This is a genomic window from Paenibacillus sp. FSL H3-0329 (genome assembly GCF_037963285.1).
Classification (GTDB): Bacteria; Bacillota; Bacilli; order Paenibacillales; family Paenibacillaceae; genus Paenibacillus_AQ; species Paenibacillus_AQ odorifer.
Genome location: NZ_CP150150.1, coordinates 309994 through 333890, shown reverse-complemented (window position 1 = coordinate 333890; position 23897 = coordinate 309994). Strand labels below are relative to the sequence as shown.

20 protein-coding genes are annotated in these 23897 nt (G+C 45.6%); 7 read left to right on the top strand and 13 right to left on the bottom strand.

From position 1 onward, the window contains the following. Positions 1 to 14: 14 nt before the first annotated feature. From NSQ66_RS01490 to NSQ66_RS01470, 5 genes are all read right to left on the bottom strand, one after another. Positions 15 to 791, bottom strand: a complete 777-nt coding sequence (locus NSQ66_RS01490; RefSeq protein ID WP_038568268.1) for an ABC transporter ATP-binding protein — start codon at positions 789 to 791, stop codon at positions 15 to 17. A 12-nt stretch (positions 792 to 803) separates the two neighbouring features. Beyond that, positions 804 to 1844 (bottom strand): ABC transporter substrate-binding protein, encoded by a 1041-nt coding sequence (locus NSQ66_RS01485; protein ID WP_036687322.1) that lies wholly within the window; start codon positions 1842 to 1844, stop codon positions 804 to 806. 22 nt (positions 1845 to 1866) lie between these two features. Continuing rightward, the gene (locus tag NSQ66_RS01480) at positions 1867 to 3321 is read right to left on the bottom strand and encodes an aryl-sulfate sulfotransferase (RefSeq protein ID WP_076141411.1); all 1455 of its coding nucleotides are present in this window, start codon (positions 3319 to 3321) and stop codon (positions 1867 to 1869) included. Between the two features lie 27 nt (positions 3322 to 3348). Beyond that, complete coding sequence (locus tag NSQ66_RS01475; RefSeq protein ID WP_076141412.1) at positions 3349 to 3888, bottom strand: MarR family transcriptional regulator; 540 nt, start codon at positions 3886 to 3888, stop codon at positions 3349 to 3351. 526 nt (positions 3889 to 4414) lie between these two features. Continuing rightward, positions 4415 to 10264, bottom strand: a complete 5850-nt coding sequence (locus NSQ66_RS01470; RefSeq protein ID WP_076141413.1) for an S-layer homology domain-containing protein — start codon at positions 10262 to 10264, stop codon at positions 4415 to 4417. A 256-nt stretch (positions 10265 to 10520) separates the two neighbouring features. On the opposite strand from NSQ66_RS01470, the gene NSQ66_RS01465 reads away from it, so the two are divergent. After that, positions 10521 to 10907, top strand: coding sequence for a hypothetical protein (locus NSQ66_RS01465; protein WP_038568262.1), 387 nt, complete (start codon positions 10521 to 10523; stop codon positions 10905 to 10907). Between the two features lie 105 nt (positions 10908 to 11012). Here NSQ66_RS01465 and NSQ66_RS01460 read toward each other — a convergent pair whose 3' ends face one another. The 3 genes from NSQ66_RS01460 to NSQ66_RS01450 form a co-directional block, all read right to left on the bottom strand. Next, positions 11013 to 12029 carry an AI-2E family transporter gene (locus NSQ66_RS01460; RefSeq protein ID WP_076101160.1) on the bottom strand — a complete coding sequence of 339 codons (1017 nt, stop codon included), beginning with the start codon at positions 12027 to 12029 and terminating at the stop codon, positions 11013 to 11015. A 140-nt stretch (positions 12030 to 12169) separates the two neighbouring features. Continuing rightward, positions 12170 to 13354 carry a polysaccharide deacetylase family protein gene (locus tag NSQ66_RS01455; protein ID WP_081384015.1) on the bottom strand — a complete coding sequence of 395 codons (1185 nt, stop codon included), beginning with the start codon at positions 13352 to 13354 and terminating at the stop codon, positions 12170 to 12172. A gap of 210 nt (positions 13355 to 13564) precedes the next feature. Continuing rightward, a complete protein-coding gene (locus NSQ66_RS01450; RefSeq protein WP_036687313.1) occupies positions 13565 to 14122 on the bottom strand; it encodes a transcriptional regulator in 558 nt (185 codons plus the stop codon). A 219-nt stretch (positions 14123 to 14341) separates the two neighbouring features. On the opposite strand from NSQ66_RS01450, the gene NSQ66_RS01445 reads away from it, so the two are divergent. From NSQ66_RS01445 to NSQ66_RS01420, 6 genes are read left to right on the top strand one after another with little or no spacing between them, the layout of a single operon-like run. Further along, entirely contained in the window at positions 14342 to 15223 is an 882-nt protein-coding gene (locus tag NSQ66_RS01445; protein WP_076141414.1) for a sugar ABC transporter permease, read from the top strand. A 25-nt stretch (positions 15224 to 15248) separates the two neighbouring features. Beyond that, a complete protein-coding gene (locus tag NSQ66_RS01440; protein WP_051491496.1) occupies positions 15249 to 16094 on the top strand; it encodes a carbohydrate ABC transporter permease in 846 nt (281 codons plus the stop codon). Positions 16095 to 16129: 35 nt separating this feature from the next. Further along, a complete protein-coding gene (locus NSQ66_RS01435; protein WP_081389413.1) occupies positions 16130 to 17476 on the top strand; it encodes an ABC transporter substrate-binding protein in 1347 nt (448 codons plus the stop codon). 15 nt (positions 17477 to 17491) lie between these two features. Further along, positions 17492 to 18280 carry an HAD family hydrolase gene (locus tag NSQ66_RS01430; RefSeq protein ID WP_038568255.1) on the top strand — a complete coding sequence of 263 codons (789 nt, stop codon included), beginning with the start codon at positions 17492 to 17494 and terminating at the stop codon, positions 18278 to 18280. Between the two features lie 11 nt (positions 18281 to 18291). Continuing rightward, positions 18292 to 18618, top strand: coding sequence for a multidrug efflux SMR transporter (locus NSQ66_RS01425; protein ID WP_038574002.1), 327 nt, complete (start codon positions 18292 to 18294; stop codon positions 18616 to 18618). Between the two features lie 51 nt (positions 18619 to 18669). Next, entirely contained in the window at positions 18670 to 19539 is an 870-nt protein-coding gene (locus NSQ66_RS01420; RefSeq protein WP_038568251.1) for a metallophosphoesterase, read from the top strand. 94 nt (positions 19540 to 19633) lie between these two features. Here the strand turns inward: NSQ66_RS01420 and NSQ66_RS01415 are convergent, their stop codons facing one another. From NSQ66_RS01415 to NSQ66_RS01395, 5 genes are read right to left on the bottom strand one after another with little or no spacing between them, the layout of a single operon-like run. After that, the gene (locus tag NSQ66_RS01415; RefSeq protein WP_036687301.1) at positions 19634 to 20083 is read right to left on the bottom strand and encodes a hypothetical protein; all 450 of its coding nucleotides are present in this window, start codon (positions 20081 to 20083) and stop codon (positions 19634 to 19636) included. A gap of 33 nt (positions 20084 to 20116) precedes the next feature. After that, positions 20117 to 21034, bottom strand: coding sequence for an ATP-binding cassette domain-containing protein (locus NSQ66_RS01410; RefSeq protein WP_280513446.1), 918 nt, complete (start codon positions 21032 to 21034; stop codon positions 20117 to 20119). Beyond that, the gene (locus NSQ66_RS01405) at positions 21027 to 22046 is read right to left on the bottom strand and encodes an ABC transporter ATP-binding protein (RefSeq protein ID WP_038568246.1); all 1020 of its coding nucleotides are present in this window, start codon (positions 22044 to 22046) and stop codon (positions 21027 to 21029) included. The genes NSQ66_RS01410 and NSQ66_RS01405 overlap by 8 nt, the downstream gene beginning before the upstream one ends. A gap of 15 nt (positions 22047 to 22061) precedes the next feature. Then, positions 22062 to 22907: an ABC transporter permease gene (locus tag NSQ66_RS01400; RefSeq protein WP_036687295.1), complete on the bottom strand. Its 846-nt coding sequence runs from the start codon at positions 22905 to 22907 to the stop codon at positions 22062 to 22064. A gap of 4 nt (positions 22908 to 22911) precedes the next feature. Beyond that, a complete protein-coding gene (locus tag NSQ66_RS01395; protein WP_076107345.1) occupies positions 22912 to 23862 on the bottom strand; it encodes an ABC transporter permease in 951 nt (316 codons plus the stop codon). Positions 23863 to 23897 lie beyond the last annotated feature (35 nt).

The window sequence follows — 23897 nt, the reverse complement described above, 5'->3', positions numbered from 1 at the left end:
TGTCTCACCCTATCCTATTCTTCGAAATGACCTTGAATTTGATTGTATAACGAGTAGAATTCCGGTGAGGTTACGTCCCGCGGATACGGCAGTGTATTGTCATAAATATCTGTAATATTAGAGGACGGTCCTACTGACATAATGCCAATTCGTTCTCCCAGCAATAACGCCTCCTGAATATCATGAGTTACAAAAATCACCGTCTTATGTGTCTGGCGCCAAATGTTGACCAATTCCTTCTGCATCGTTCGGCGCGTCATCGCATCCAGCGCACCAAATGGCTCATCCATTAGCAGAATCGCTGGATCATTCGCCAGCACCCGAGCCAGCTGAACACGCTGCTTCATACCCCCAGACAGCTCCTTCGGGAACTTCTCCTCATGCCCGTTCAGCCCAACAAGCCCGATGAACCTATCCGATATTGTGTGCCGTTCCGCCTTTGCGATTTTCTTCATCCGCAATCCGAACTCCACATTCTGCCGGACGGTTAACCAAGGGAATAAGGAGGAATCCGCCTGCTGGAACACAACCGCCCGATCTCTGCCGGGCTTATTCACCTCTACATTATCCACCCGTAGATGCCCACCGGATTTGGAGACAAACCCGGCGATCATATTCAGCAGTGTTGATTTCCCGCAACCACTCGGCCCAAGCAGAACGAAGAATTCCCCACCTTTAATTACGAGATCTACATCTTTTATAATGTAGTGAATGTCCCCAGCAGTTGGTTCGCTGTAGCTTTTACGGAGCTGCTCAATATGAATGGTATGCTGCTTAGCAGGTAATGACATTCTGAACTCCCCCTATTTCTTGTACGTAACCTCTTCTGGCAATGCCTTCGCCAGCGGCTCAAGATTCAGCTTGCTATCCAGATCGAAATCCTTCTCGATGATTCCGTTGTCGACCATATATTTCTTCTGCTTGGTCAAACTGTCATACGCTGCTTGAGTAAATCCTAGTGCCCACGGATTATTCGGCAGGTCTTTTATCGTAGATTCCTTAGGCTGCTTCACTTCCTTATACATCAGATCAGCAACCTCATCTGGGTGAGCCTGAGCATAGGCTCCAGCTTCATCCACCGCTGCTAGGAAATTCGCTATACCTTGCGGATTCTTAGCCGCAAAATCATTTCCCGTTACAATCCCCATCCCCAATCGAACCGTGGTTTTAGACATATCCGTCAGTTCATGAACACCTTTAAGCGCATAGAGCTTATCATTCAGAACCGAACCATAAAACCATGCTCCATCCACAGCACCTTGCTTCAAAGCGATATAAGCTTCATCAAAGGCACCCTGTCCTATTAACTCCACATCACTGAGAGCGGCATTATGCTCTTTCAAATATTCATCCCAAAGGTACGGAATGAAGGTGCCGCGTATGAAACTCAGCTTCTTTCCCTTCAAGTCTTCAGCCTTCTGAATATCGTCCTGTACGAACAATTTCCATTCAGTGGACGCTTCATCAGTCGCTAATCCCGCCGAGGCGATAATAGCATAATCGCCCTTCGCCACTGCGTTCAGCAATGGGAAGTCTGCCCCGAAAGCCACATCCACCTGTTTAATAAAAAGGGCATTTACACCTTCCGCAGGGGAACCAAAGTTGACTAGTTCAGCGTCAATCCCGTGTTTGGCAAAGATGCCTTTATCTAATGCCACCCGAAAAGTGGGATTCGTATTGATGTCAGCAATTTTTATCTTTAATATCTCATCTTTGCTGTTCGCCGCTCCCTCTTTAGAGGCATTAGAGGCAGCCGCATCGCCCTTGGAGCTGCAGCCCGATAAAAGGATAACCACTGATAAAGATAAGAGCAGAAAGCTTGAGCTGATCCATGATTTTTTCAACCGACACATCTCCTCAAATTTGTTAATTCACCTTGCGGCTGCTGCCTTCATCCGTCGTCGCCACACAAGCAGCTCCTTCAACAAAGGGCAGGGTTGTCGCCACACTTACCACAGAATCCGATCCTTTAGGTGCAGCCCCCGGGACTCTGAACTGTGTTACGTCTATTGGCTCAATCGCTTGTTCAACTGGCGCTTCCAACTGTGGTACCCAGGCATAAGGCACACGGTAGGAACGATAGACCATGTTGGTATTTCTGGAGTCCGTAAATGGCGAGATATATTCCCATACCAGTTCATGTTCTGGCGTAACCTCAAAGAGTCTGCCGTTAGAACCTTCTGTAATTAAGGTATTGCCATTCGGAAGCCGTTGAGCTGAGCTGATATATGGACTGTAGAATTTATAAGAATCGGTTGGGACAGAGAAACCAGCTTCTGCCGCTGTATATTGCCACTCAATCTCAAGGGTCACGGGATTAATCTCCAGAATTCGCGAGTGGTCGCGGAGTGCATTTTTTTGCCCAAAGGGAGAAGATGGATTTGGAAGACCATAACCGCCCCAGCCCCCGTTATCGAATACAAGTAAGTTACCTTCTCCCGGCAAACCTTTCGGAATGATGTGCGCATGATGCTGGCCAATGATCCAGTCGATATGCTTCACTTCTGGCAGCGAGTAATCCGGACCGATTCTCCAAACGATGGCTCCGGTACGCTTATCCGTTATCGCAATAATATTTGCTTCCCGCGCATCCCAGATCACGTTATCCGGATGGAAACGCTCGTCACCTGCATCGTAAAACTTATTGGGTCCTACATAAGAAGCCGAATTGATATGCAGCCAGTCCCCAACACCGCCACCTAGATTTCCGAAAGAGCGTGAGTTAGGATCACGGAATAGTACATTTTTGGCAGCTTCATCAAAGCCTAGCTCATCAAAATGTTCATTTGGAGCCCACTCCCAGACGATATTCCCCTCCCAGTCCACCTCAAGGATCGTGTCATCAAGCAATTGTTTGTCGGAGATCTGAGGATTGTAGATATTTTTGTGAGCAAGAATTAGCGTTTTGCCACTGTCTACCTTGGGTTCAAGCCCTGGTGCAAAATATCCGACCGGATTGCCTTCGCGCTGATAGTCATGATGCTGGCGGGCATACCAGAGGGGTTCATAACCCGGATCTTCTATATGTTCATAGCTGTTATATTTCCACACGATGTTCCCATCCCAGTCCACCTGTACCAGATCTACATTATCCTGTATGCCGAATTTGGGATCTCTTCTTCCTGTGCTGCCCAGCACATAACCACCCGGGAAGATTTTAGCCGGAAATCCAAGCAGCCCCTTCCACAAATGCACCTCTTTACCGTTCATATCTATCAGTGCAACACCTTCTTCACCAGCTTGAAATACAGTATAGCCACTCCAGGCTTTGTCAGGGTTATATACGGTTGCTCCAGTTGGATAAATGGTTGAATGTCCCATCGTTTATCTCTCCTATGTTCAATTTTTTTAGTAGCTAAGATAATTATTTTTTTTGGTGGTTGTTCGTGGCTTCTGTTCAAGGGTTGGAGAGGTCTCTGCATTCTCCTTGGCGAGCTTCAGCAGGATATCCGAGAATCCTTCTAAATTGCTAATGATCCGCTGATAAAAGTCATTTTGCTGCGCCAATTCCTCCTCCGTAAACCCCTCAAACAAAAGCGAAATACATCGTTCTCCGATGTTGCTGTTCTGCTCCGCCAGCTTGCGGCCTTTATCCGTAATATCCAGCATTACCGTTCTACGGTCACCTTCTTTACGTCTGCGTACGGTATATCCACCCGCCTCAAGCTTATCGCTCAATGCGGTAATCGCACCTGAGGTGAAGTCTAGTTCATCCGCTAAGTCTCCTAGCCTTTGCTCACCATCGCGAATGATTTTGTGCAGAATCAGCATGCCTGGTAAGGAGATGCCTGCTACGGCGACCTTATCCCGCTCTTTCACGAATCTGCGAACCGCCTTGCGAAATGCCCAATCTGTCTCCTCCAGCTGTCTCCAATACTGTTCGCTCATGCTTACCTCTGCTTTCTCCCAATCAGCCCATAAAAAAAGACTCCCAGCACCTACCCCTGACAAGGGAAAAGTACGGGAGCCTTTGGTGGTCCAATCAGCTCGGTTGAATTATTTCACTGTTCATTTAATTACTGTTTAAGTATTGGTGATATCATATACCCCTTTATTCCTACCTGTCAAGTGCGTATTTTTAAGAATTCAAAAAAAGAGCACTCACAAAGGTGCCCTCCAACTTGTAAGCTTATTGACCACTTTCCAGTACAAGCGCATGACTGTCTTCATCATAAACCTGCATAAAAGATGATACGGCCGGTAAATAACGCTCTAACCGGTAAATATATTTTACCCGATTCCTGAAGTGGCAGATTGGAGATATTTAATTTTAAAAATTAATCCAAAATATTATATATGAAAAATCATATGAGTAGTGAGAATTTCCTTTTTTCATAGAAGAACATGAAGACTACACGCCAAAAATGACAAAAAGCAGACCAGAGTCACCTCTGCCTGCCTTTGCCATCCAATCTTATAAATTAATTATTCCATATAACAGTTTTGCGATTTCAGCGCGGGTTACTTTACCACGAGGGTCAAAGTTATTGTTGCCCTTGCCGTCAAGGATTCCCTTAGCCTGTAAATCAATGACTGCTTGCTTCGCCCACTCAGATACGCTATTCATATCCTTGAAGCTTGCAGTAGCAGCAACGGAAGCTTGCGATCCAGCTTTATACTGCATCAGTTTCTGCAAGACAACTGCCGCTTCCTCACGGGTAATTGCATCTTTAGGGCGGAACTTGCCATCACTGCCTTGGATCAATCCAAGCTGGACAGCTTTGTCTATCGACTGTGCATAATAAGCATCTTTAGATACATCTGCGAAAGCACTCTGGGCGATAGCTCCACTTGCCTCATCCAATCCGAGAGAACGAATGGCCAGTGTAACAAAGTCTGCGCGGGTTACATTCGCCTGTGGTCCATAATGCGTATCGTCAATCCCTTTAATCACATGCTTAGCCGTCAGCTTGGAAATATACAACTCTGCCCAGTGGCCAGCAGTATCCCTAAATTGCTTATGGTATTCCAGCACCGCAAAGGAGGAAAAGTGATTTGTTGTGAAGGTAACGGTATTATCCTTAAACACTCCACCCAAATATTCCAACGTGCTGCCATTTACATAATAGACACCCGCAAAATCCGTATCGAGCTTAGCAAGCTGTTCCTTAGTCAGCGTCAAGGTAACCGTAACAGTACCTTTAAGCTGATGGATAGCTGTTTCTTTGCCGCCTGCTGATGTACTGAGGTTCATCGTAACGGTAGCTCTAGCTGGACCCATTCCAGCGACATTGGCCTGTACAGAAATCATACTCATATCAATGCTTAGTAGCAGCAGATCACTGCCTGCCGGGATGGCTGGTAAGGAGCTTGTCGGTACGCTCAATGTAACGTTAGAAGACACAATATTCAGGTTCAGCTTCTTACCGATAGCCTGTTGTATACTCGCTGCATCAAGAGCAATTCTAATCTGATCTTGAGCCGAGGCGGCTCCGCCTACGCTAATCTTTAGGCTTCCCCCTGTAGCAGCTTCTTCTATCCGCTTCTTCAAGGCTGACGGATCAGCTGTATACGTTCCATTACTTCCTAATATCAGTTCAATGTTTCCTTTTTCCGCTACCGGTGTGGTGGTAGGCGTTGGAGTCACTATTGGCACTGGTGAAGCTACTGGAGGTGCCGTTGTCGCCTCTGGTGTTGGTGTCGGCGTCACTTCTGGCGATGGCGATACCTCAGGTGTCGGCGTCACATCCTCTTTTCCAGTGTAAAAGCCCCAGATATCTGAAAGCACACTGCCGGAGTGATCATCCTCGACCTTTGTGTACCATTGGTAGTAGCTATCCGGATTTAGCTTACTCCAAATGAACTGAGTCTCCGCGCCACTCTCTACTTGTTGATTGGCCGCAATTTCCTGATCGCTGTAAACCTTGACTCCGATATAGTCGGTAGCCACACGTTTAGTCACAGGCTGTAGATCCAGATCCAGAACGAACTCATCTTTGCCTGGATATTCGTCTTCATCATAGTAGTTATAATCATCCAAATAAGGCGAATAAGTCTTCACGCGAAGTTTGTTATTAGCAACATCGAACTGAAGCAGACGGATATAGCCAAGGCCTCCTTCTTCAGCACCTTGATAATCTGCCAGCATTTGATAGACACTGCGGTCTGGAATACCGTCACCGTTATCATCCAGCTCGTCTACCTTAAGCTCAGCATCATGATAATGGCCGGACAGTGCTGCGATTACGTTTTTGTTAGGTTTCACAACCATCTCAAAAATCTTATCCGCAATAGGTGCACGGTTATTAGAAACCAGCAAATATTCATGGAGACAAAGAATCGCTTTACGCTCTGGATAACGGGCAACGATCTCATTCATCCATTCGATTTCTTCCTCAGCCAATCCCCAGCCCATGTATACAATAACAAAATCATTTCCGTTCGCAGACACTAAATCGTAATGGCCCCTGTTGTTGTCATAAGAGCCACCGAAGGTCGGCATATTCTTGAATCTCCACTCCCCAAAATACTCCCAGAACTTCGTGTAATCCCCGGTTTGATGGCCTACGTCATGATTACCCGCAAGAACACCATAAGGAATGTTAGCTTCCTCCAGAACCTTCATGTTCCGGTCAGCTTCCTTCCACTCATACTCCTGATAGGATTTATCCACGACATCTCCTGTATGGATTACATATTTCAGGTTCAAGCTCTCTTTGTTGTCAGCTATCCATTCTACATTTTTACGGTAAATGTAAGGGTAGCTCTGTGAATAATATTGTGTATCAGACATCCATACAAAAGAGAAGTCATACGTATCTTGTGTTACTGTAGGTGCTGTCTTAGCTACAGAAGCAATTTCGTCCTGAACCATTACAGCAATGCTATTTCCATTAGCATATGCTCCAGCTGTAACCGTGGATTTCAGCTCAAAATCCTCTGTTCCAGCGATTAAATGATCCAGCTGTACCCATTTTTGTTGAGCAGGGCTCCAAGCGTAGAGACTTACTTTACGTCCCGGCAACGAATTCCCTTTCCATTCAATATCTACACGATCTGACGCCTTAACCGACTCATCCAGCTTAATTTCATAACGCTGATAAGGGAATTGATCAACAGCATCATTAATTAAATATTGTCCGTCCACCGCACTTATTTTACTGTAGTCGTCACCGCTAAGCGCTTGTTCGCCCGCAGGTTCGGATTGTTTCGGCGGCTCTGTATCGGATGCGTTTATAAACCCAGCAAAGCCGTGCTCTGGATGGTTAGCATCGTACTTGAATCCTCTAAAGAAGGTAACGTTTATCTTATCCTGATTAGGATCTTCAACCTTAACCTTTAAAGTCGGATTAGTACCTACAGCAGTCTCCCAGTTCGTAGGAGAAATAAGCAGTGGTGCAAATGGATTCTCATTCGGCACATGGAATGCAATTACCTTTTCTGCCTGATTGCCGATCTTATCCAAGGCTGTGATAGAAAGCGTATGATCCCCAGCGGATAACTTCCCGGATGAAGTAGCATAGGGCAGTTCAATGACATTACCGTCCAGCTTTACACTGACCTTATCTACACCCGCATAGGTATCCTTAACTTCAGCAGCAATTTCAAAATTGCCACGGTAAGTTTGTCCTTCTTCTATCGATGCTTTAATGGATGGTGGCGTGTTATCGACAATCACGTTTGATGATACTTTCGTTCCACCTTCGGTAAGCGTTACTTTATGTTCTCCGTCAGGTACTTCTTTAGTATTCCAGTTATACGCCTTTGAGCGGAACAAATCCGCTTTCAGATCAAACTGGAAGCCGAGGGATTCGTGCTTACCTGCGCTGTCCCCCATCTTGATTTCCTTATCACGTTCTGCATAAGCCGGATCCCAAATTTCGGTACCATCTGCCAGCAGGAGACGAACATTTTTCACTTCAAAATCATCCTTATTCTCCTCAGGACGAGGGTCAAAGGGGGAAGATTTAGAGCCCGCCCGAATGTAAATCACATTATCCGCGCCCACTTGTAAAGCGGCAGAAGAAATAGGAAAAGTCAATGTAGTATACGTAGTAATCGGGTCCAGAAAGGTATACAGAATACTGGCATCTCCTAGTTCTTCCGGTCCCATCGTGATGGCATTTTTAAAATAATAATCCACATTTTTGGCTTCAAATACAAAGTAGGCATCATTCTCAAGTGCAGTATATGCCTCGTTATTGCCCAGTAGCAAACTGTCGATGCTCAAGCCTAAATCATCAGCCTTAGCGGTGGCAGAGGTTCCTTTTACGGTCACAGAACCATTGATCAATTGCCCCTCCTTCACGTTCAAACGAAGTGGGGATTGATCCTGTCCTCCTGTAACTTTTACTTTTATTACTGGAGATTGTGTTTCATTCGTTCCATCAGAAACGACAAAGTAATATTGAATTTCATTTCTGCCAATCAAATCAGCAGAGGTCAATTTAAAGTGATACAAGCTGTCGTTGAAGTCTTGGGATAGATTGTGGCTAACAGCCTCCGGCTGCTTGTCCGAAGATACTCTAACCTCCACAGAAGTAACAGCTTTATTGTCATCAGCAAAAGCCTTCAAATCGAGACCCATCGACTGGTCAATCTCCGTTACGCCCGTCAGATCTTCTACTGATGGTTTCTCTGTATCCGGCTCCACATGGATCGGCGTGTTTGGAAGTTGTGTTACATCCGTATGGCCTGGTGACGGAACGGCTGAGCCCGTACTGATCTTGAGCATTTTGCTTAGTCCATTGACAGGATACTTGTATAGAAGGGCTTTATTTTCTTTAGTATCGTCACCTTTAGCTCCGCCATCGTAGGTGAGGTCTGCATCATAATACGCGGAGGAAATTTCTTTCTCCGTGTTACTTTTGATTACGACTGCCCGGCGGCCTGAGTTCGCCATACCATCGCTTTTGATCAAAAAGAGATTGGTGCCTTCAATTAAGTTTGTGTTGAATTCTGTATTGAAATCATTAGCAGTGTAAGTGCTATTTGCACTATTAATAACCCAAAACACCACGGACTGCTGTGCAGGAATCAGAAAGTTCTCTGGTGTCGAAGGCCACTTCACATCAGAAGCGTTACCTTTATCAGGATAACGATAATAGACCTTGTAGTCCTTGAAATTAACTGGTGCATCGGTATTGTTATAGACCTCAATGAATTCAAAAGCGTCGCTGCTCGTTCCTTTTACATTCGTCGAGTTTGGCAGTAGCTCTGTGATTAACAACGGTGGCACATTGTTCGGATCGAACGCCGGCAGATTCACATGAACAGAATAACTCTCTGTCACATTGTTAACGCGGATGCTGTAATGCAGCTCCGGCTCTTCCAGCGCAGCTGCAGGAATCATTGCCGCATAATCGTCCCCACCTTTTGAGGTCATGGTGATTACCGTATCTTTCACCTGAGAAGGAGAGCCATACTGTAGCTTCACTACGGGTAGTGATCCATCTGCCCCGCTTTCCAGATTAGTAATCTTCGCACTGATAGGAAGATCGGCTGGATCAACACTACTCTGTGCGATATGTTCAATCACTGGCTGCTTGTCCCCAGGAACTAGCTCAGGCACTTGTTCTGCCTCTACGGTTCCAGGCGTAGCCACAACCGTTCCCGAATTCGCCATGAGGTTCATAACAGAGCTATCTGCCTGCAAATATTGATAGAAGATCCCGTTATTCTCCTTCACCTGTTCTTTTCCATAGGAAGCAGAAACAATTAACGTATCTCCTGCATTGCTTTTAATTTGTAAATTACGCGCAGAAGTATTAGCCATCCCCCCGCCACCGTTGATCCGGAACAGATTCACTCCTTCCTGCAAAGCTGCAGAAGGACTAAAGTTTTTGATGAAATCCTCCGTAGGAACATTCAGATTATTGCCGTTCATAATCCAGAAAACAATATTTCCATGCGCCGGTATTACAGCATCACCATTAGGTGCCCATGTATCTTTGTCATTATAAAAGAAATAATAATCCTTAAAATTAACCGGCTTGTCCGTATTATTGTAGATCTCAACAAACTCGTAACCATCTACAGAGGTTCCATCTGTCCCTTTTACATTTTTAGTATCCGGAACAACTTCTGTAATCAGTAATGCTCCTGGATGGTTAGGTACCGCGTACACATCTGCCATTACAGTCGGTTGACTTAAAAGCGTGTCGAGCTCAACCTGTTCATCAAAATGCGCCTCTAATTCGGAAGATGTCTGCTCCATCTCCAGCTGCTGCTCCTCGGCATATCCTGCTGGAACCATGATTCCAAACATCAGACTGCTGGCAATTACGCTGGATAGAAAACGTTTAGCTTTTGCTGTTATTCTCAAAACTCCGAACACTCCCCATTTGTTTGATTGTGATTCAATGCATAAATATGCATTGAAGCTCATCTGGAAAGTATACCTGTGGTGTATTATCGCTATATCATAGCCGTGTTAAATCTTTAGGTTATTTTTAATATTGCTTAAGCTTCAGTTCAGCTTCACGGGTTACAATATAACTAGTTAGAACCCATTTTAAACGATACTTTAGACGGATGCTTAAGCAAGATAAGTTATTGCAGAACAAGAAAAGAGGACTCTAATGGATATAAAAAGAGTGATCATAGTCGGAACGGTAGTTGTAGTGATGTCTTTTGGAAATGCTTGGACTAGTCTTACCGCTAATGCAAGTTCGCCTGTAAAATGGTCCACCGCAGAGGTCGCGGATCAAGACGAATTATTGGAGGTACTTAACCAGCCAACGGACGAGGATCTATACGAGGCCATATATGACGGTAAGTCACTTCAAGATATTGCATCAGAACAAGGCCAAGATATTGAAGCTGTAATCGATCTACAAGTTGCCCAGCTAACGGATCAACTGGATTCACGGTTAGCCGCTGGAAGCATAACAACCGAGCAGTATGCGGCATATAAAGCGGAGCTGAGGGACATCGTTTCAGATAGTGTCCATACTTCCTTCGGTTAAGGGAATACATACAGCGACGCTGTAACATACACAAAAAACCCGGCTAGATGGACCTTCCATTTAGCCGGGTTTTGTATGTTTAATATTTATTTTATAACAGAATCCCTAAGTTCCTATCTTGTTCTCTCTATTAATCTCCAGAATATCAAGGAAGAATACAAAGATCGGAATCCCCAGAATCAGACCCCATACCCCGAGATAATGCTCAGAGAATAACAACACGATAAACGTATAGAACATAGGCAAATTCATTTTGGATGACATCAGTTTAGGATTTAGGAAGTAGCCTTCTACAAAATGCAGTACGGCAATCATTGCCAGTACGTATATCGTCATGACTAGGCCACCAATATTGTAACCAATAATACAAAGTGGGATTAGCGAGATAACAAAACCTACTACCGGAATTAAACTGAGCAAGAAGATCATAATGGATAATGCGAAAAGGTAAGGAAAACCTAAAATCCAGAGTCCGATCACCGTAAAGCATGTATTAAACAACGCGATCAGAATTTGTGCTTCGATCACTTTTCCGAAAGAGGAAATAAATTTTCTGCCAAAATACTCAAGCTCTACATAGAACCAAGAAATTTTGCTCTCTTTAAGGCGGGAAGTGAAACTAACGATCCTGTTCTTCTCAAGTATAAATACAAAGCTCAAAATGGTTGATAAAACAAAGCTGGTGCCCCAATTGCTTATTTTCAAGACATATTCAATACCGTCTTTCATGTACGACTGATAGTTCAAATCCTTAAGCTGGGCGAATATATACTGCACTATATCATTCTGCGGGATGTTCTCAGGGGTCAAATTGGTCAAAAAATTCGTTAACTGTTTAATCTGTATGAAAACCTTAGGCAGATAATTAACGAGGGTTATGACAACTACAGCGATTAAGGCAAGGTATAGAATAACAATAATCACTTTGCTGTTAACTGCTACATATTTGTTAATGCGTTTCGTGAGCAGCACTTGAAAGCTATTCATTACATACGCAATCAAAAACGTCAACAGTACCAAATTAAGCATATCTCTAATGCTGAATAGCAGCAGAGCAACCAATCCTAAAATCAAAAAACGCCGGACCGTTAAATTTGCGTAATAACGCTTAAACAATTCCATCAGTTCTCTCCATTCGCCTACCAATTAGTACTCTGTTTATAGTCTACAGTAAGGAATTCACTTATAGCAACTAGTGATTCGCCTAAAATGACGAAATTACTCACTTTTTGTAATCTCATCATCAATAAAAGTGACACTTTTCATGCTCCTGCATCCATATGAGTCAATTCAACGATTCGGCGTTTCGGATCATATTTCATATCTATATGCAGATCTTTGCATAATTGATGAAACGGAACCATCAAGGTTCCCTTCCTCATTTCAGGAGAATTCCTTACCATATTCACCTTTTGGTTGTTCAAGGTCAATTCCATGGGCAAATCGATATGCTTCATCTGATCAAGCGTCAACGCAGCGGTAAGTGTCTCACTTCCCCCGTTAATTCGTGCGGCATTCCGATCCGCTCTAGTGTTAATCCCATCCTCAATTTTGAAGGTCAGTGAAATCCCCAGCGAATCACAAACAGCCAGCAATCTGTCATTGTAGGACCCATAAGGAAAAGCAATTGCCGAATCCGTATTGCCCAATTCTTCTTTCAGCCTTTGCTCCGCCTTGGCCAGATCACGTGTAACTCTGCTGTAGTATTCAACATTCATCTCATTCCTGTTCTCATCATCAACATATAACAAAGCACTTGCAGCTGGCCGCTGCCCGCCCTCGGCATCCACAATCCCATAATGGTGTAAATCATAGGTATGACTATAAAATCCCATCCCAGCATGCTTCATTTCCCGCATTTGCTCCCAAGTGAGCTTCGGCACGCTATTCGGATCTGGGTGATCAATTGTAGATACGATAACAAAATTGACGGCTGTATATCCGTATTTTTGCAAAACGGGGAACGCCAATTCATAAAAACTTTCATATCCATCATCAAAGGTCAGCAGCACTGCATTGTCCGGAACTGCGCCGTTATTCAGCATAAATTCGCGGTATTCCGCCATGGTGATCACATGAAAACCTTCCTGCTTCAGCAGATTCATTTGATCGTCAAACCGATCAACCGATAACACCCAAGGAAACTGTGGCATGGGCTTCTCGGAAAGATGATGATACATCAGCACAGCCACCTGATCTCTGTAGTAAATGCCTTTCGGAAGCGGTCCGGATTTCTGCCAGCCGATTTGTGTATTTAGTGCCTGTTCAGCTACTGCCTTCGGGATCATAAGATCATCAGACGAGGCTGGGTTGGCAGCTATCGTCTTTATCATTTGACCATTTACGTTAATAGTAATTGTTGAAGGTTCACGTTGTGTATTCAAAATAGCAGCAAGGCTTAACAGTAGAACTATGATAACAAGCAGCATATTTTTTTTCGTTTTCAATCTCAGAATCTCCTTAACAACATTTCTTGTCCCTATGTAACTATATATTTTATGGAAGTTCCACCTGCTATTGGTTACATTTTCTTCTTATTTTTGTTTCTTTATCATAAAAAAGAGGGCGAACCTCAAGCCTGAACCGGCTTAAGGAACACCCCGCAAAAATGGAGATCTATATACAATTATGTACATCTATATGTGATTGTAGACGGTCTAGGACCTTCTCTTATCTGCGAAGTAATTCTCTTCCCCAAGCTCGTCCACGAACTGCTGCAGCCAATGATAATATTGAACGGCATGCTCCAGCTTCTCCAGATCCTTCAGGCAGAATTGCCGCTCCTCCTCAGACGTATCCACGGCTTGAACCAGTCCCTCCAGCTCAGGAATGACAACGTCCAAGGCTTGCTTCATGACATCAATCTCCCGCTGCAGCTTCATCCCAAAAAAGTTCTTAAAGGTCTGAAAGAAATCTGTTTCCACTGCATACAGATCCTTTCGGTCCCGCTTCTCCTCCAGCTTAGTGACCATCTTGGAAGCCATCAAAGAACGGACCCCATAGCTCATATTACTCTTGCTCATATTCATCACATTCTTCATCTCTTCAAGCGTCATCGGACGGTCTTCAAAGAACATAATTCCATACAGCTGCCCGAATGAATAATTCGCACCATATAGGTCCATCGTCTGAGCAATCGCATCGATCATCGGACGCAGCAGCTGCTCGCGTGGAGATAAGTCTTTATTCTCTTCACCAAAGGCTACCTGTTTCATAGCTGCACCTTCATTCCACTTATAATCTACCCTTCTATTTTACACAAAATAGCAACTACCTGCGCTAATCTCTTAAATTTTTACATAATCTCGCATCGATCTTTACGTCCACTTGACCACGCAGCTGCTCGATGAGTGTACAATTTTTTTTGAACGGAAGAGCTTTCCTCAGAATTATACCGCAAAAAACAGAAGATGGAATGGGGTATCGACAGAATAATGAAACGTTCGAGATTTATAGAGGAGTTGAAACCGGTGCTCTTCACCTTGCCGGCAATGATTCCATTCGTTGTATTTTGGCTAGCGCCATTACTTTATGTATTTTATCTCAGCTTTACCGAATGGGACTTCATGAGCCCCGAGAAAACCTTTGTCGGACTAACCAACTATCTGGATCTGTTCAGCAATCCTGCCTTCTATAAAGCACTTAGAGTGACTCTGTTATTCTGTGCGGGAAGTGTGCTGCCCGTTATTCTGATCGGACTTGGACTAGCACTCCTGATGAACGGGAAGCTGAAAGGCTCCACCCTCTATCAGGTATTGCTGTTCTCCCCTTGGGTCACGCCGACCGTGGCTGTATCCATTGTGTGGTCCTGGATCTATGAACCCGAAATCGGCCTTGCCAATACTGTACTTGATCTATTAGGTCTAGAAAAAATCGGCTGGCTTCAAGATCCTAAATGGGCGCTGCTCGGCGTTCTGCTCGTGACGATATGGAAATCGGTAGGCTGGGCGATGATTTTTTACTTGGTAGCACTACGCAATGTCCCTACGGATCTGCTGGAAGCTGCTCAACTGGATGGAGCAAATGCTGTTCAAAAGTTCATCCGCATTACCTTACCGCTTATCTCACCAACGACACTGTTTCTGTTCATCGTACAGATCATCGGGGCGTTACAGGCTTACGACCAGATTAACGTACTTACACAAGGTGGACCCTCAGGATCAACACGCACCTTGCTCTATATGTATTATCAGTCTGCTTTTGAAGCCTTCCAGATTGGAGAAGCCTCTAGTGTCGCAATGGTTCTGGTATTTATATGTATGCTGCTATCCGTAGTCTCGCTAGAGGTTAGTAAACGGACAACCCATTATCAATAACAACTGCTGTAAAGGAGAACGACTGATGAATGCAACGATCGTACGCGTGGGCAAGCTGACCCGCCATCTATTTTTTACAGCTATTGCACTGATCATGGCCTTCCCCTTCTATTGGATGGTCACCAGCGCCTTAAAAACCAATGATGAAATCTGGCAGTCTCCGCCCACAATCTGGCCTAAGGATCCGCTGTGGAGTAATTTTTCAGCCGCCTGGCACGAAGCCCCTTTCTTCAGATATATGGGCAATAGCATATTTGTCGCTGTGTCGATTGTTATTTTGCAGGTAATAAATTCCGGGATGATGGCCTATGCGCTTACGCATATGAAATTCCGCTTCAGAGGGCTGTTCTCAGGCGTTATTCTTTTCGGCTACATGGTTCCAGCCACCGCTGTTTATCTTCCCGGATATTTGGTATTGTCCCAGCTCCATCTACTGGATTCATATGCCGGATTAATTCTATCCAACTGTGTAAGTGTCTTCTCCATTTTTCTAATTCGCCAGGCCTTCCTTCAGGTTCCCCATGAGCTGGTGGAGGCTGGAGAAGTGGACGGTTCCTCACATATGCGGATTCTGTGGACCATTCTTGTCCCCATTACACGTTCTTCCTTTGCTGTGCTAGCCCTGATCACCTTCATTGATCAGTACAATAACTATTTCTGGCCGATGCTGATCACCAAAGACCCTAATCTCCAGCTAGTCTCGGCGGGTCTGCGTAGTTTCTTTACTCAAGGAGGTGCTTACGGATTAAAATGGCCGCTGATCATGGCCGCTAGCGCATTCACCATCGCCCCGTTGCTGCTAGTATTTCTACTAGCTCAGAAAACGATCATGCAAAGTGTCAACATGACCGCTGGTTCCAGCAAAGGATAAGCTAACAATTCTATTTTAATAAGAGGAGAATGATGATGAACGTATTGAAGAGACTGTCCACCCTGTCTTTGGTTGCCGGATTTACAATGTTAACAGCTTGCGGAGGAAATGCGAATACAGGCAATGTTACAGCGGCAAATGGAGCTTCTTCCTCCCCCTCCACAGAGGCTGCACCCACACAAAATGCGCCGGTAACGATTGAATTCTGGTATGGTCTCGGCGGCAAGCTTGGTGAGAATATGGAGGCACTGATTCAGAAATTTAATACCTCTCAGCAAGAGGTCATCGTCAAAGGTATCGCGCAGGCAGACTACACTGAAACCGAACAGAAGCTGCAAGCAGCTATCGCTACAGGAAAAGTGCCTGCGGCTGCTCTCTCCTCCAATGTAGATTGGGCCCGTAAAGGATATTTCGCTCCGATAGACGAGCTTATGGCACTGCAGCCAGATTTTAATAAAGAGGATTTTGTCCAAACCTTTCTAAATCAGGGCCAGGTTGATGGTAAGCAATACTTCCTGCCGATGTATGGAACAACGCAGGTCATGTACTATCGCAAAGATGTTTTTGAGAAGAATGGGATTGATGCGAGCACACTAAAGACTTGGGAAGATCTAGCTGCCGCAGCTGCGAAAATGACAGTGAAGGACGGCGGCAAAACCACCCTTTATGGTTGGGAGCCTATGTGGGGTTCAGGGAACATGATTGATGCTGTACTCAGCAAAGGAGGCACTATCCTTAGTGAGGATGGAAAACAAGTTATGGTCGACTCTAAAGAGTGGATTGAAACCTGGGATTTGTTCCGCAAGTGGATTCACGAGGATAAGATCATGCGAATTCATTCCGGCGGTCAAGGCTGGGAGTATTGGTACAAGACGATTGACGATGTAATGAAGGGTCAATCCGCAGGCTACACCGGCTCCAGCGGCGATCAGGGAGACTTGGACTTCAGCATTGTTTCGGCTATGGAGCAGCCAGGCTGGGCAGGGATCGGTGAGGGCAAACCCGTAGCCCAAGCACTTATGGCCGGCATTCTATCCAAAGCTAACGACAGTGAAAAGGAAGCAGCTATGAAATGGCTAACCTACTTCACAAATGCTGAGAATACTGCGTCCTGGTCCATTAATACGGGATATATTTCGGTGCGCCAATCCGCATTGCAAGACCCGGCATTTGTGTCATTCAGCGAAAGCAATCCACAGATTAAGGTCCCATTGATGCAAGCTTCTCATGGTTCTGCACCTTTCCAAGACCCAACTGGCGGCAAAATTAACGATGCGTTGACAATCGCCGCAGATAAGGTGCAAATTGAGAATATCCCAGCAGCACAAGCACTTAAGGAAGCACAAGAAACGGCACAAGCAGCGCTTGATAAATTAAAATAAAGGGCGGTGGACTTCATGTCTGAGCTCATCACTCCGCAAGGCAGATACACTGTAGCAGCTATTCTATTCGATAAGGATGGTACGCTGCTCCAGTTCGTATCCCTCTGGGGCAGCTGGGGCGAATGTTTTTTAGAGAGATTCACGAAGTATATGAAGGAAAAAGGACTACAGATTGCAGAAGAGCAGCTCCCTGCATTAATGGGAACTATACACAATGCCCAGGGGAGCATTACCGATTATGATCGCAACGGACCGCTGGCTATGGGGACTATGAGTGATCTTTATGCCATTCTGTCATGGCAGGGTTATCTGCAAGGTTTATCTTGGGCGGAGTCCATGGAGCTTGTCCATCAATGCCGTCTCGAAGCGGATGTTATGTTAGAAGAGAAACGCCCTGTTCACTCCCTTCCGGGACTTCATCGTTTTCTTGATGAGTGCGTGAGTGCAGGCATCCCTCTCGCCGTGGTGACCGCAGATGAAACAGAGGCCGCAGACAAACATCTCCAATGGCTGGGCATACGGCATTATTTCTCCGAAGTAATTGGAACAGATCTTGTGGATCAGGGTAAACCTTTCCCCGACATGGTGCAGCTGGCCTGCAAAAGGTTAGCCGTGGAACCCGCGTACACAGCGGTTATCGGCGATACTAACGGGGATATGCGAATGGCTAAAGCAGCGGGTGTACAGGTAGCTATCGGCCTAGCAGAAAGCGAAGGTACTAGTGCTTCAACACATATTCTCCCGGATGCAGATCTCATTGTACAATCTTATGCTGAGCTCAGAATTGAGGTTACTTCCCTGTGAGAATAGAAGGAATGTGGGCATGGATGTTTCTGACGCTGGCTATTGTGTTCGAACTCTCAGGGACCATCTCAATGAAAATATCTCAGGGGTTCACCCAGCTCTGGCCTTCCGTGCTTATGTTCCTGTTCTATGGAGCCAGCTTCACCTCCCTGAATTATGCTCTCACCTCGATTAAGGTAGGCGTAGCTTATGCGATATGGTCAGGAGCGGGAATCATTCTGATTTCCTTCATAGGAACCCTGTTTTTTGAAGAAAAGCTAACCCTATCCTCACTACTATGGATAGCCGTCATCATTGTCGGGATCATAGGACTGAACATTAGCGGCAAGACGCATTAGCGAACAGCAACAGTATTGGATAGGTTCATAGATGAAGGAGGATGCCCAAACATGAGTACGAACACATCACCTGAAGATAAACCAGTTATCACCTTTCAGATCATTACGGATACCCATGTCACTGCTGACCGCAATCATGAGTACAATCTTAACTTCGAGCTGGCACTCCGTGATATAGCAGCGCATGGGGAAGGCAGCAGCGGGATTATGCATATCGGTGATGTCACAGACCACGGCTTCCCTGCTGAATACGAAGAAATGCTTCGTATCCTCAAACAATATAAAAACGACCTGCCCGAGATTACCTTTACCTTAGGCAATCATGATGTGGGGCTCGGAAATTGGGAATCACGTTTAGGAATGTATACGTCACAGACCGGAATGTCCGGACCCTATCATGATCACTGGATCAATGGTTATCATTTTATTTTGCTAGGGACGGAGCAAGGATTGCCCAAGTTCTGTGATCTCTCCTCTGAGCAGCTTGATTGGCTGGAGCATAAGCTTGGAGAGCAAGCTTCACCAGAGCAGCCTATCTTTCTCTTCCTGCATCAACCGCTTAAAGACACCGTAGCCGGATCACTGGAATCGCAAGATTGGTATGGTGTCACACAAGATAAGGAATTAAAAGAAATTCTGTCGAGATATCCCCAGACCTTGTTATTCACTGGACATACCCATTGGGAGCTGGAGGTAAACAACACTATGTTCCCTGGCCATGGAGAGATCGCAACGATGTTTAATGCTGCTTCTGTCGCCTATCTTTGGACTAATGAAGATAAACATAAGACGGGCAGCCAAGGCTTCTATGTGGAAGTGTATAGCGATAAAGTGCTTATCCGGGGCAGAGATTTTAAGACAGGAAGCTGGATTGAGGCTGCACAATATGAGGTAGCTTACCCAGCGGTAAGCGTATATTAATGATAAGCATTTAAGCGAGAAATATAACAAAAAAAACGATTGTGCACAGGGAGTCCTTCCCCGCAACAATCGTTTTTTACTGTAGCTATTCAGCTTATCGTCCAATGGGCGCAATCCGGTAGACAGCTGTATCTCCATCCGCTGCCTTCGTATCGCTCTCGATCTGCCAACCGAAGGACAACACAGAGGCCAAACGTTCCTTCTCAGCCAAGGTTAAAGCCACCTCAGCGGCTTCCTTACCTTCCTCAAGCTCCAGAGCCGCTTCTTTGCCCAGAGCTACCCATATCCAGCTGCGAATCCCACGAATCGTATTGTATTTGATCTGATAGCCTGTCTTCACCGCTTGCCCGAACAACTCCGGCTGCTCTGACTGCAACGCGGTCAGCTGCTTATAATCAAATTGGTATTCGCTCTCGTCAACGGGCAAATCGCCCTCTGCCACTTTACGAAGAATATCCTCATCAGACCACCCCAAGGAGCGGAGTGATTCCACCAATAACGCATCCCACTGGGATAACTTTACCCGGTTTAAGTTCTCTGACATTCTGATCCCTCCCAATCTATATATAGAGTCTAATCATACCGTAAAATCATAAGCAACATAATGGCCCGGGCTTACTTCCTGTAGTGTAGAAGTCTCAGCTCTGCCGTACTCTTGCGAGTATCCGTCTAAAATAATTCTCTGATTGGCCCGCCGGGGATCCGTCTCCAAGATGGAAGACAGCAGCGCCTTTGTATAAGGATGAATAGGATTATCGTACAGCTCATCACTTTCGGCTACCTCTACTAGTCGACCGCCATACATCACGCCGATCCGGTCAGAAATATGCCGTACCATCGACAGATCATGTGCGACAAAGAGATAGGTCAAGCCAAATTCGGACTGCAAATCCTCCAGCATGTTCACTACCTGGGCCTGGACAGACACGTCCAGCGCTGAGATCGGCTCATCACACACGACAAACTCAGGTCTTACGGACAATGCTCTGGCAATCGAAATCCGCTGGCGTTGTCCACCGCTGAATTCATGCGGGAAGCGGTAGAGATGTTCTCTTTTTAAACCTACCTTTTCCAGCAATGCCGCAACAGCTTCTTTGCGTTCTTCACCTTCGTGGATGCCGTGGATTTTCATAGGCTCACTGATCAGATCAAGCACATTTAAGCTTGGATTAAGTGAAGAATAGGGATCTTGGAAGATCGACTGAATGCGTCTGCGAAAAGGTTTTAACTGCTTCTCTCCAAGCTTGCTCAGCGGCTGCCCGTCAAAAGACACTTCACCGTCTGTGTAATCATATAAGCGCAGCAAGCAGCGTCCAACCGTGGACTTGCCGCTTCCTGACTCTCCAACCAGCCCAAAGGTCTCTCCCTGACGAATCTGAAAGCTTACGCCATCTACTGCCTTAAGCACCGATGTATCGCGTCCCCACATATCCTTGCCTTTGGAGAAATGTTTTTTGAGATTATTTACGTCCACTAGAATCTTATTGTCACTCAACCGAACCGCTCCCTTCAACGCCAGCTACGGCTGAAGTCTCCTGCACACCATCTGCTAACCAGCACATCGAACGGTGACCGGGCGATAATTCGATTACCGGAGGACGTTCGCTGCAACGGGCAAAAGCATTAGGGCAACGCTCCATAAAGGGACAGCCAGAAGGAGGATTCAACAAATCCGGAGGTGTGCCTTCGATTGGAATTAGACGTTCACGCGATTTGCCGTCACGTTTCGGGATCGAGCGAAGCAGACCTTTCGTGTAAGGATGCTGTGGGCGGTAAAAAATATCCTCCACCGTACCTTCCTCCATCACTAGTCCACCATACATTACGATAACCCGTGTACATACCTGAGCCACCACACCCAAATCATGGGTGATCAGTGCTATAGCTGTACTGGTATTATTTTTTAGCTCTTTAAAAAGATCAAGAATTTGGGCCTGTATCGTTACATCAAGCGCAGTTGTCGGCTCATCCGCAATCAATAGCTCTGGCTGGCAGGAAAGAGCCATGGCGATCATGACCCGCTGCCGCATCCCGCCGCTGAATTCATGCGGATACTGCTGCAGCCGCTGCTCAGGATTATTTATACCCACCTGCCGCAGGATACTTGCTGCTTCTTTGAGCGCTTCTTCCTTATTTAAGCCGCGATGCCGCCGGATGACCTCCGTAAGCTGCTGGCCGATTTTTTTCACAGGATTAAGAGAGGTCATGGGATCCTGAAACACCATCGCTATGCGGTTGCCACGCAGTTTTCTCCACTCTTTTTCCGAAAGGTTAGATAAATTCTCACCACGAAAATTGATATTTCCAGCGATAATTTTACCCGGAGGTGTAATCAACGACATAATCGCCTTCGCAGTTACACTTTTCCCGCTTCCGGATTCACCAACAATCCCTACCGTTTCTCCAGCATCTATATGAAAGCTAACGCCACGAACTGCCTGATTCTCCCCATCTCGAGTTTGGAAGGAAACCTTCAAATTCTCAACAGACAATAGCCGTTCCGTCATGATGTCTTCACACTCCTATCTTCGGATCAGCTTCGGTTCAAAGCCAACCCGCAAAATATCGCCCAGAACATTAAAGCTCAGAACCGTTAGTAGTATCAATAACCCCGGGAACAATGCCAAATAAGGTGCCTGAGCGATATATCCCTGTGCATTGTTAAGCATACTGCCCCAAGTGGCATTCGGAGGTTGTACCCCGAACCCAAGGAAGCTTAGGGACGACTCCATCATAATCGCGGAAGCGATATTATTCGTCGCACCTACAATCACAACAGGTACTAGCCCCGGAAGAATATGACGCCAGATAATTCCGAAGTTGCTCTGGCCGGAAGCTTTTGCATATAGTACATATTCCCGTTCTTTAATCGTCATCGTCTCCGCACGAATCACACGGGCAATGTTCATCCACATTAATAGAGCAATAATTAAAATGATGTTTCCTACACTCGGCTTCAGAAATACGCTAAGCAGCAGCAGCACAAGGAAAGATGGAATGGACATCACTACATCAAGCATCCGCATCAATAGATTATCAATCCATCCGCCAAAATATCCACTGATTACGCCCACCGTCACACCTATACCCGTGGCAATGATCATTGAAGCAAAACCAACTAGCAAAGATACCCGGCCACCATACAAAGCTCGGGCAAAATAATCCCGGCCGTAATCATCCGTACCAAACCAATGATCCGCTCCGGGCGCTTTCAAACGTGCCAAAACATCCATTGCATTCGGATCATGTCCGGACAAAAAAGCAAATATAGAGCCTAGTGTGAAGACGATTAAAGTAATGAGGGCTGCGACACCCAATTTATTCGTAAATAGCTCATCTCCAACACTTTTCCATTTACTGCGATTCATGAGGTCACCTCGTTAATTTAATTCGTGGGTCCACGAAGCTATATAGAATATCCGCGATCAGATTGCCGATAATCAGCATTAAAGAAGAGAACAAAGTTATTCCCATAATTACGGGATAATCCATCCCTTTAACCGCAGTCATCCCTAAAGAGCCAATACCCGGCCATGAAAATACCGTCTCCGTTACAATTGCACCCGCCACCAGATCACCCATCGACATCCCGAGCAATGTAATTACTGGCAACAGTACATGCTTAAGCACGTGACGGAACAGAATCGTTGTCTTGCTGGATCCAAAAGCATATTGAATCTGCACATACTCTTCTTTTAGCTGTCCAATCGTACTAGAGCGGATGTATCGTACGTAACCGGCCAGAAATCCAAAAGCCAATACGGCGCAAGGCAGAATACCATGCTTCAATACATCAACCGCTGATTCCACACCAATGGTTCGCATCCCCATAATAGGCAGCAGGTGCAGCTTAATTGCAAATAAGTACATAAGTAATATGGCCAGCCAAAATAAAGGTACTGAAATTCCGATATAGGATAAAAAGTTAATTAGTTTATCCACCCAGCGGTTCCGGTTAGCTCCAGCAAGCAGACCCATCGGGATCGCCAACAGAACGGCTAAGCCGATTGCACTGCCCATCAAACCTGCTGTTGCAGGTAAACGTTCTAGAATTTGCTCCAATACAGGCTGATGATTCACAAGGGAATAACCGAAATTGCCCTGCAGTACTTCTTTGATCCATATAAAATATTGAATGTAGGCTGGCTTATCCAGCCCAAGGTTATGCCGGATGCGCTCAATATCATCCGCGTGCATATTCGGCGTAACGAAGGATAGTACCGGATCCCCCGGAGCCAGCTTAATCATCGCAAAGCACACAACCGAGACAAAAAACAGCATCGGCAGGGTTTGCAGTAATCTTCGGACGATAAGTTGTCTCATACGTATATTCTCCCAGTTCTATATCGGTAAAAAAA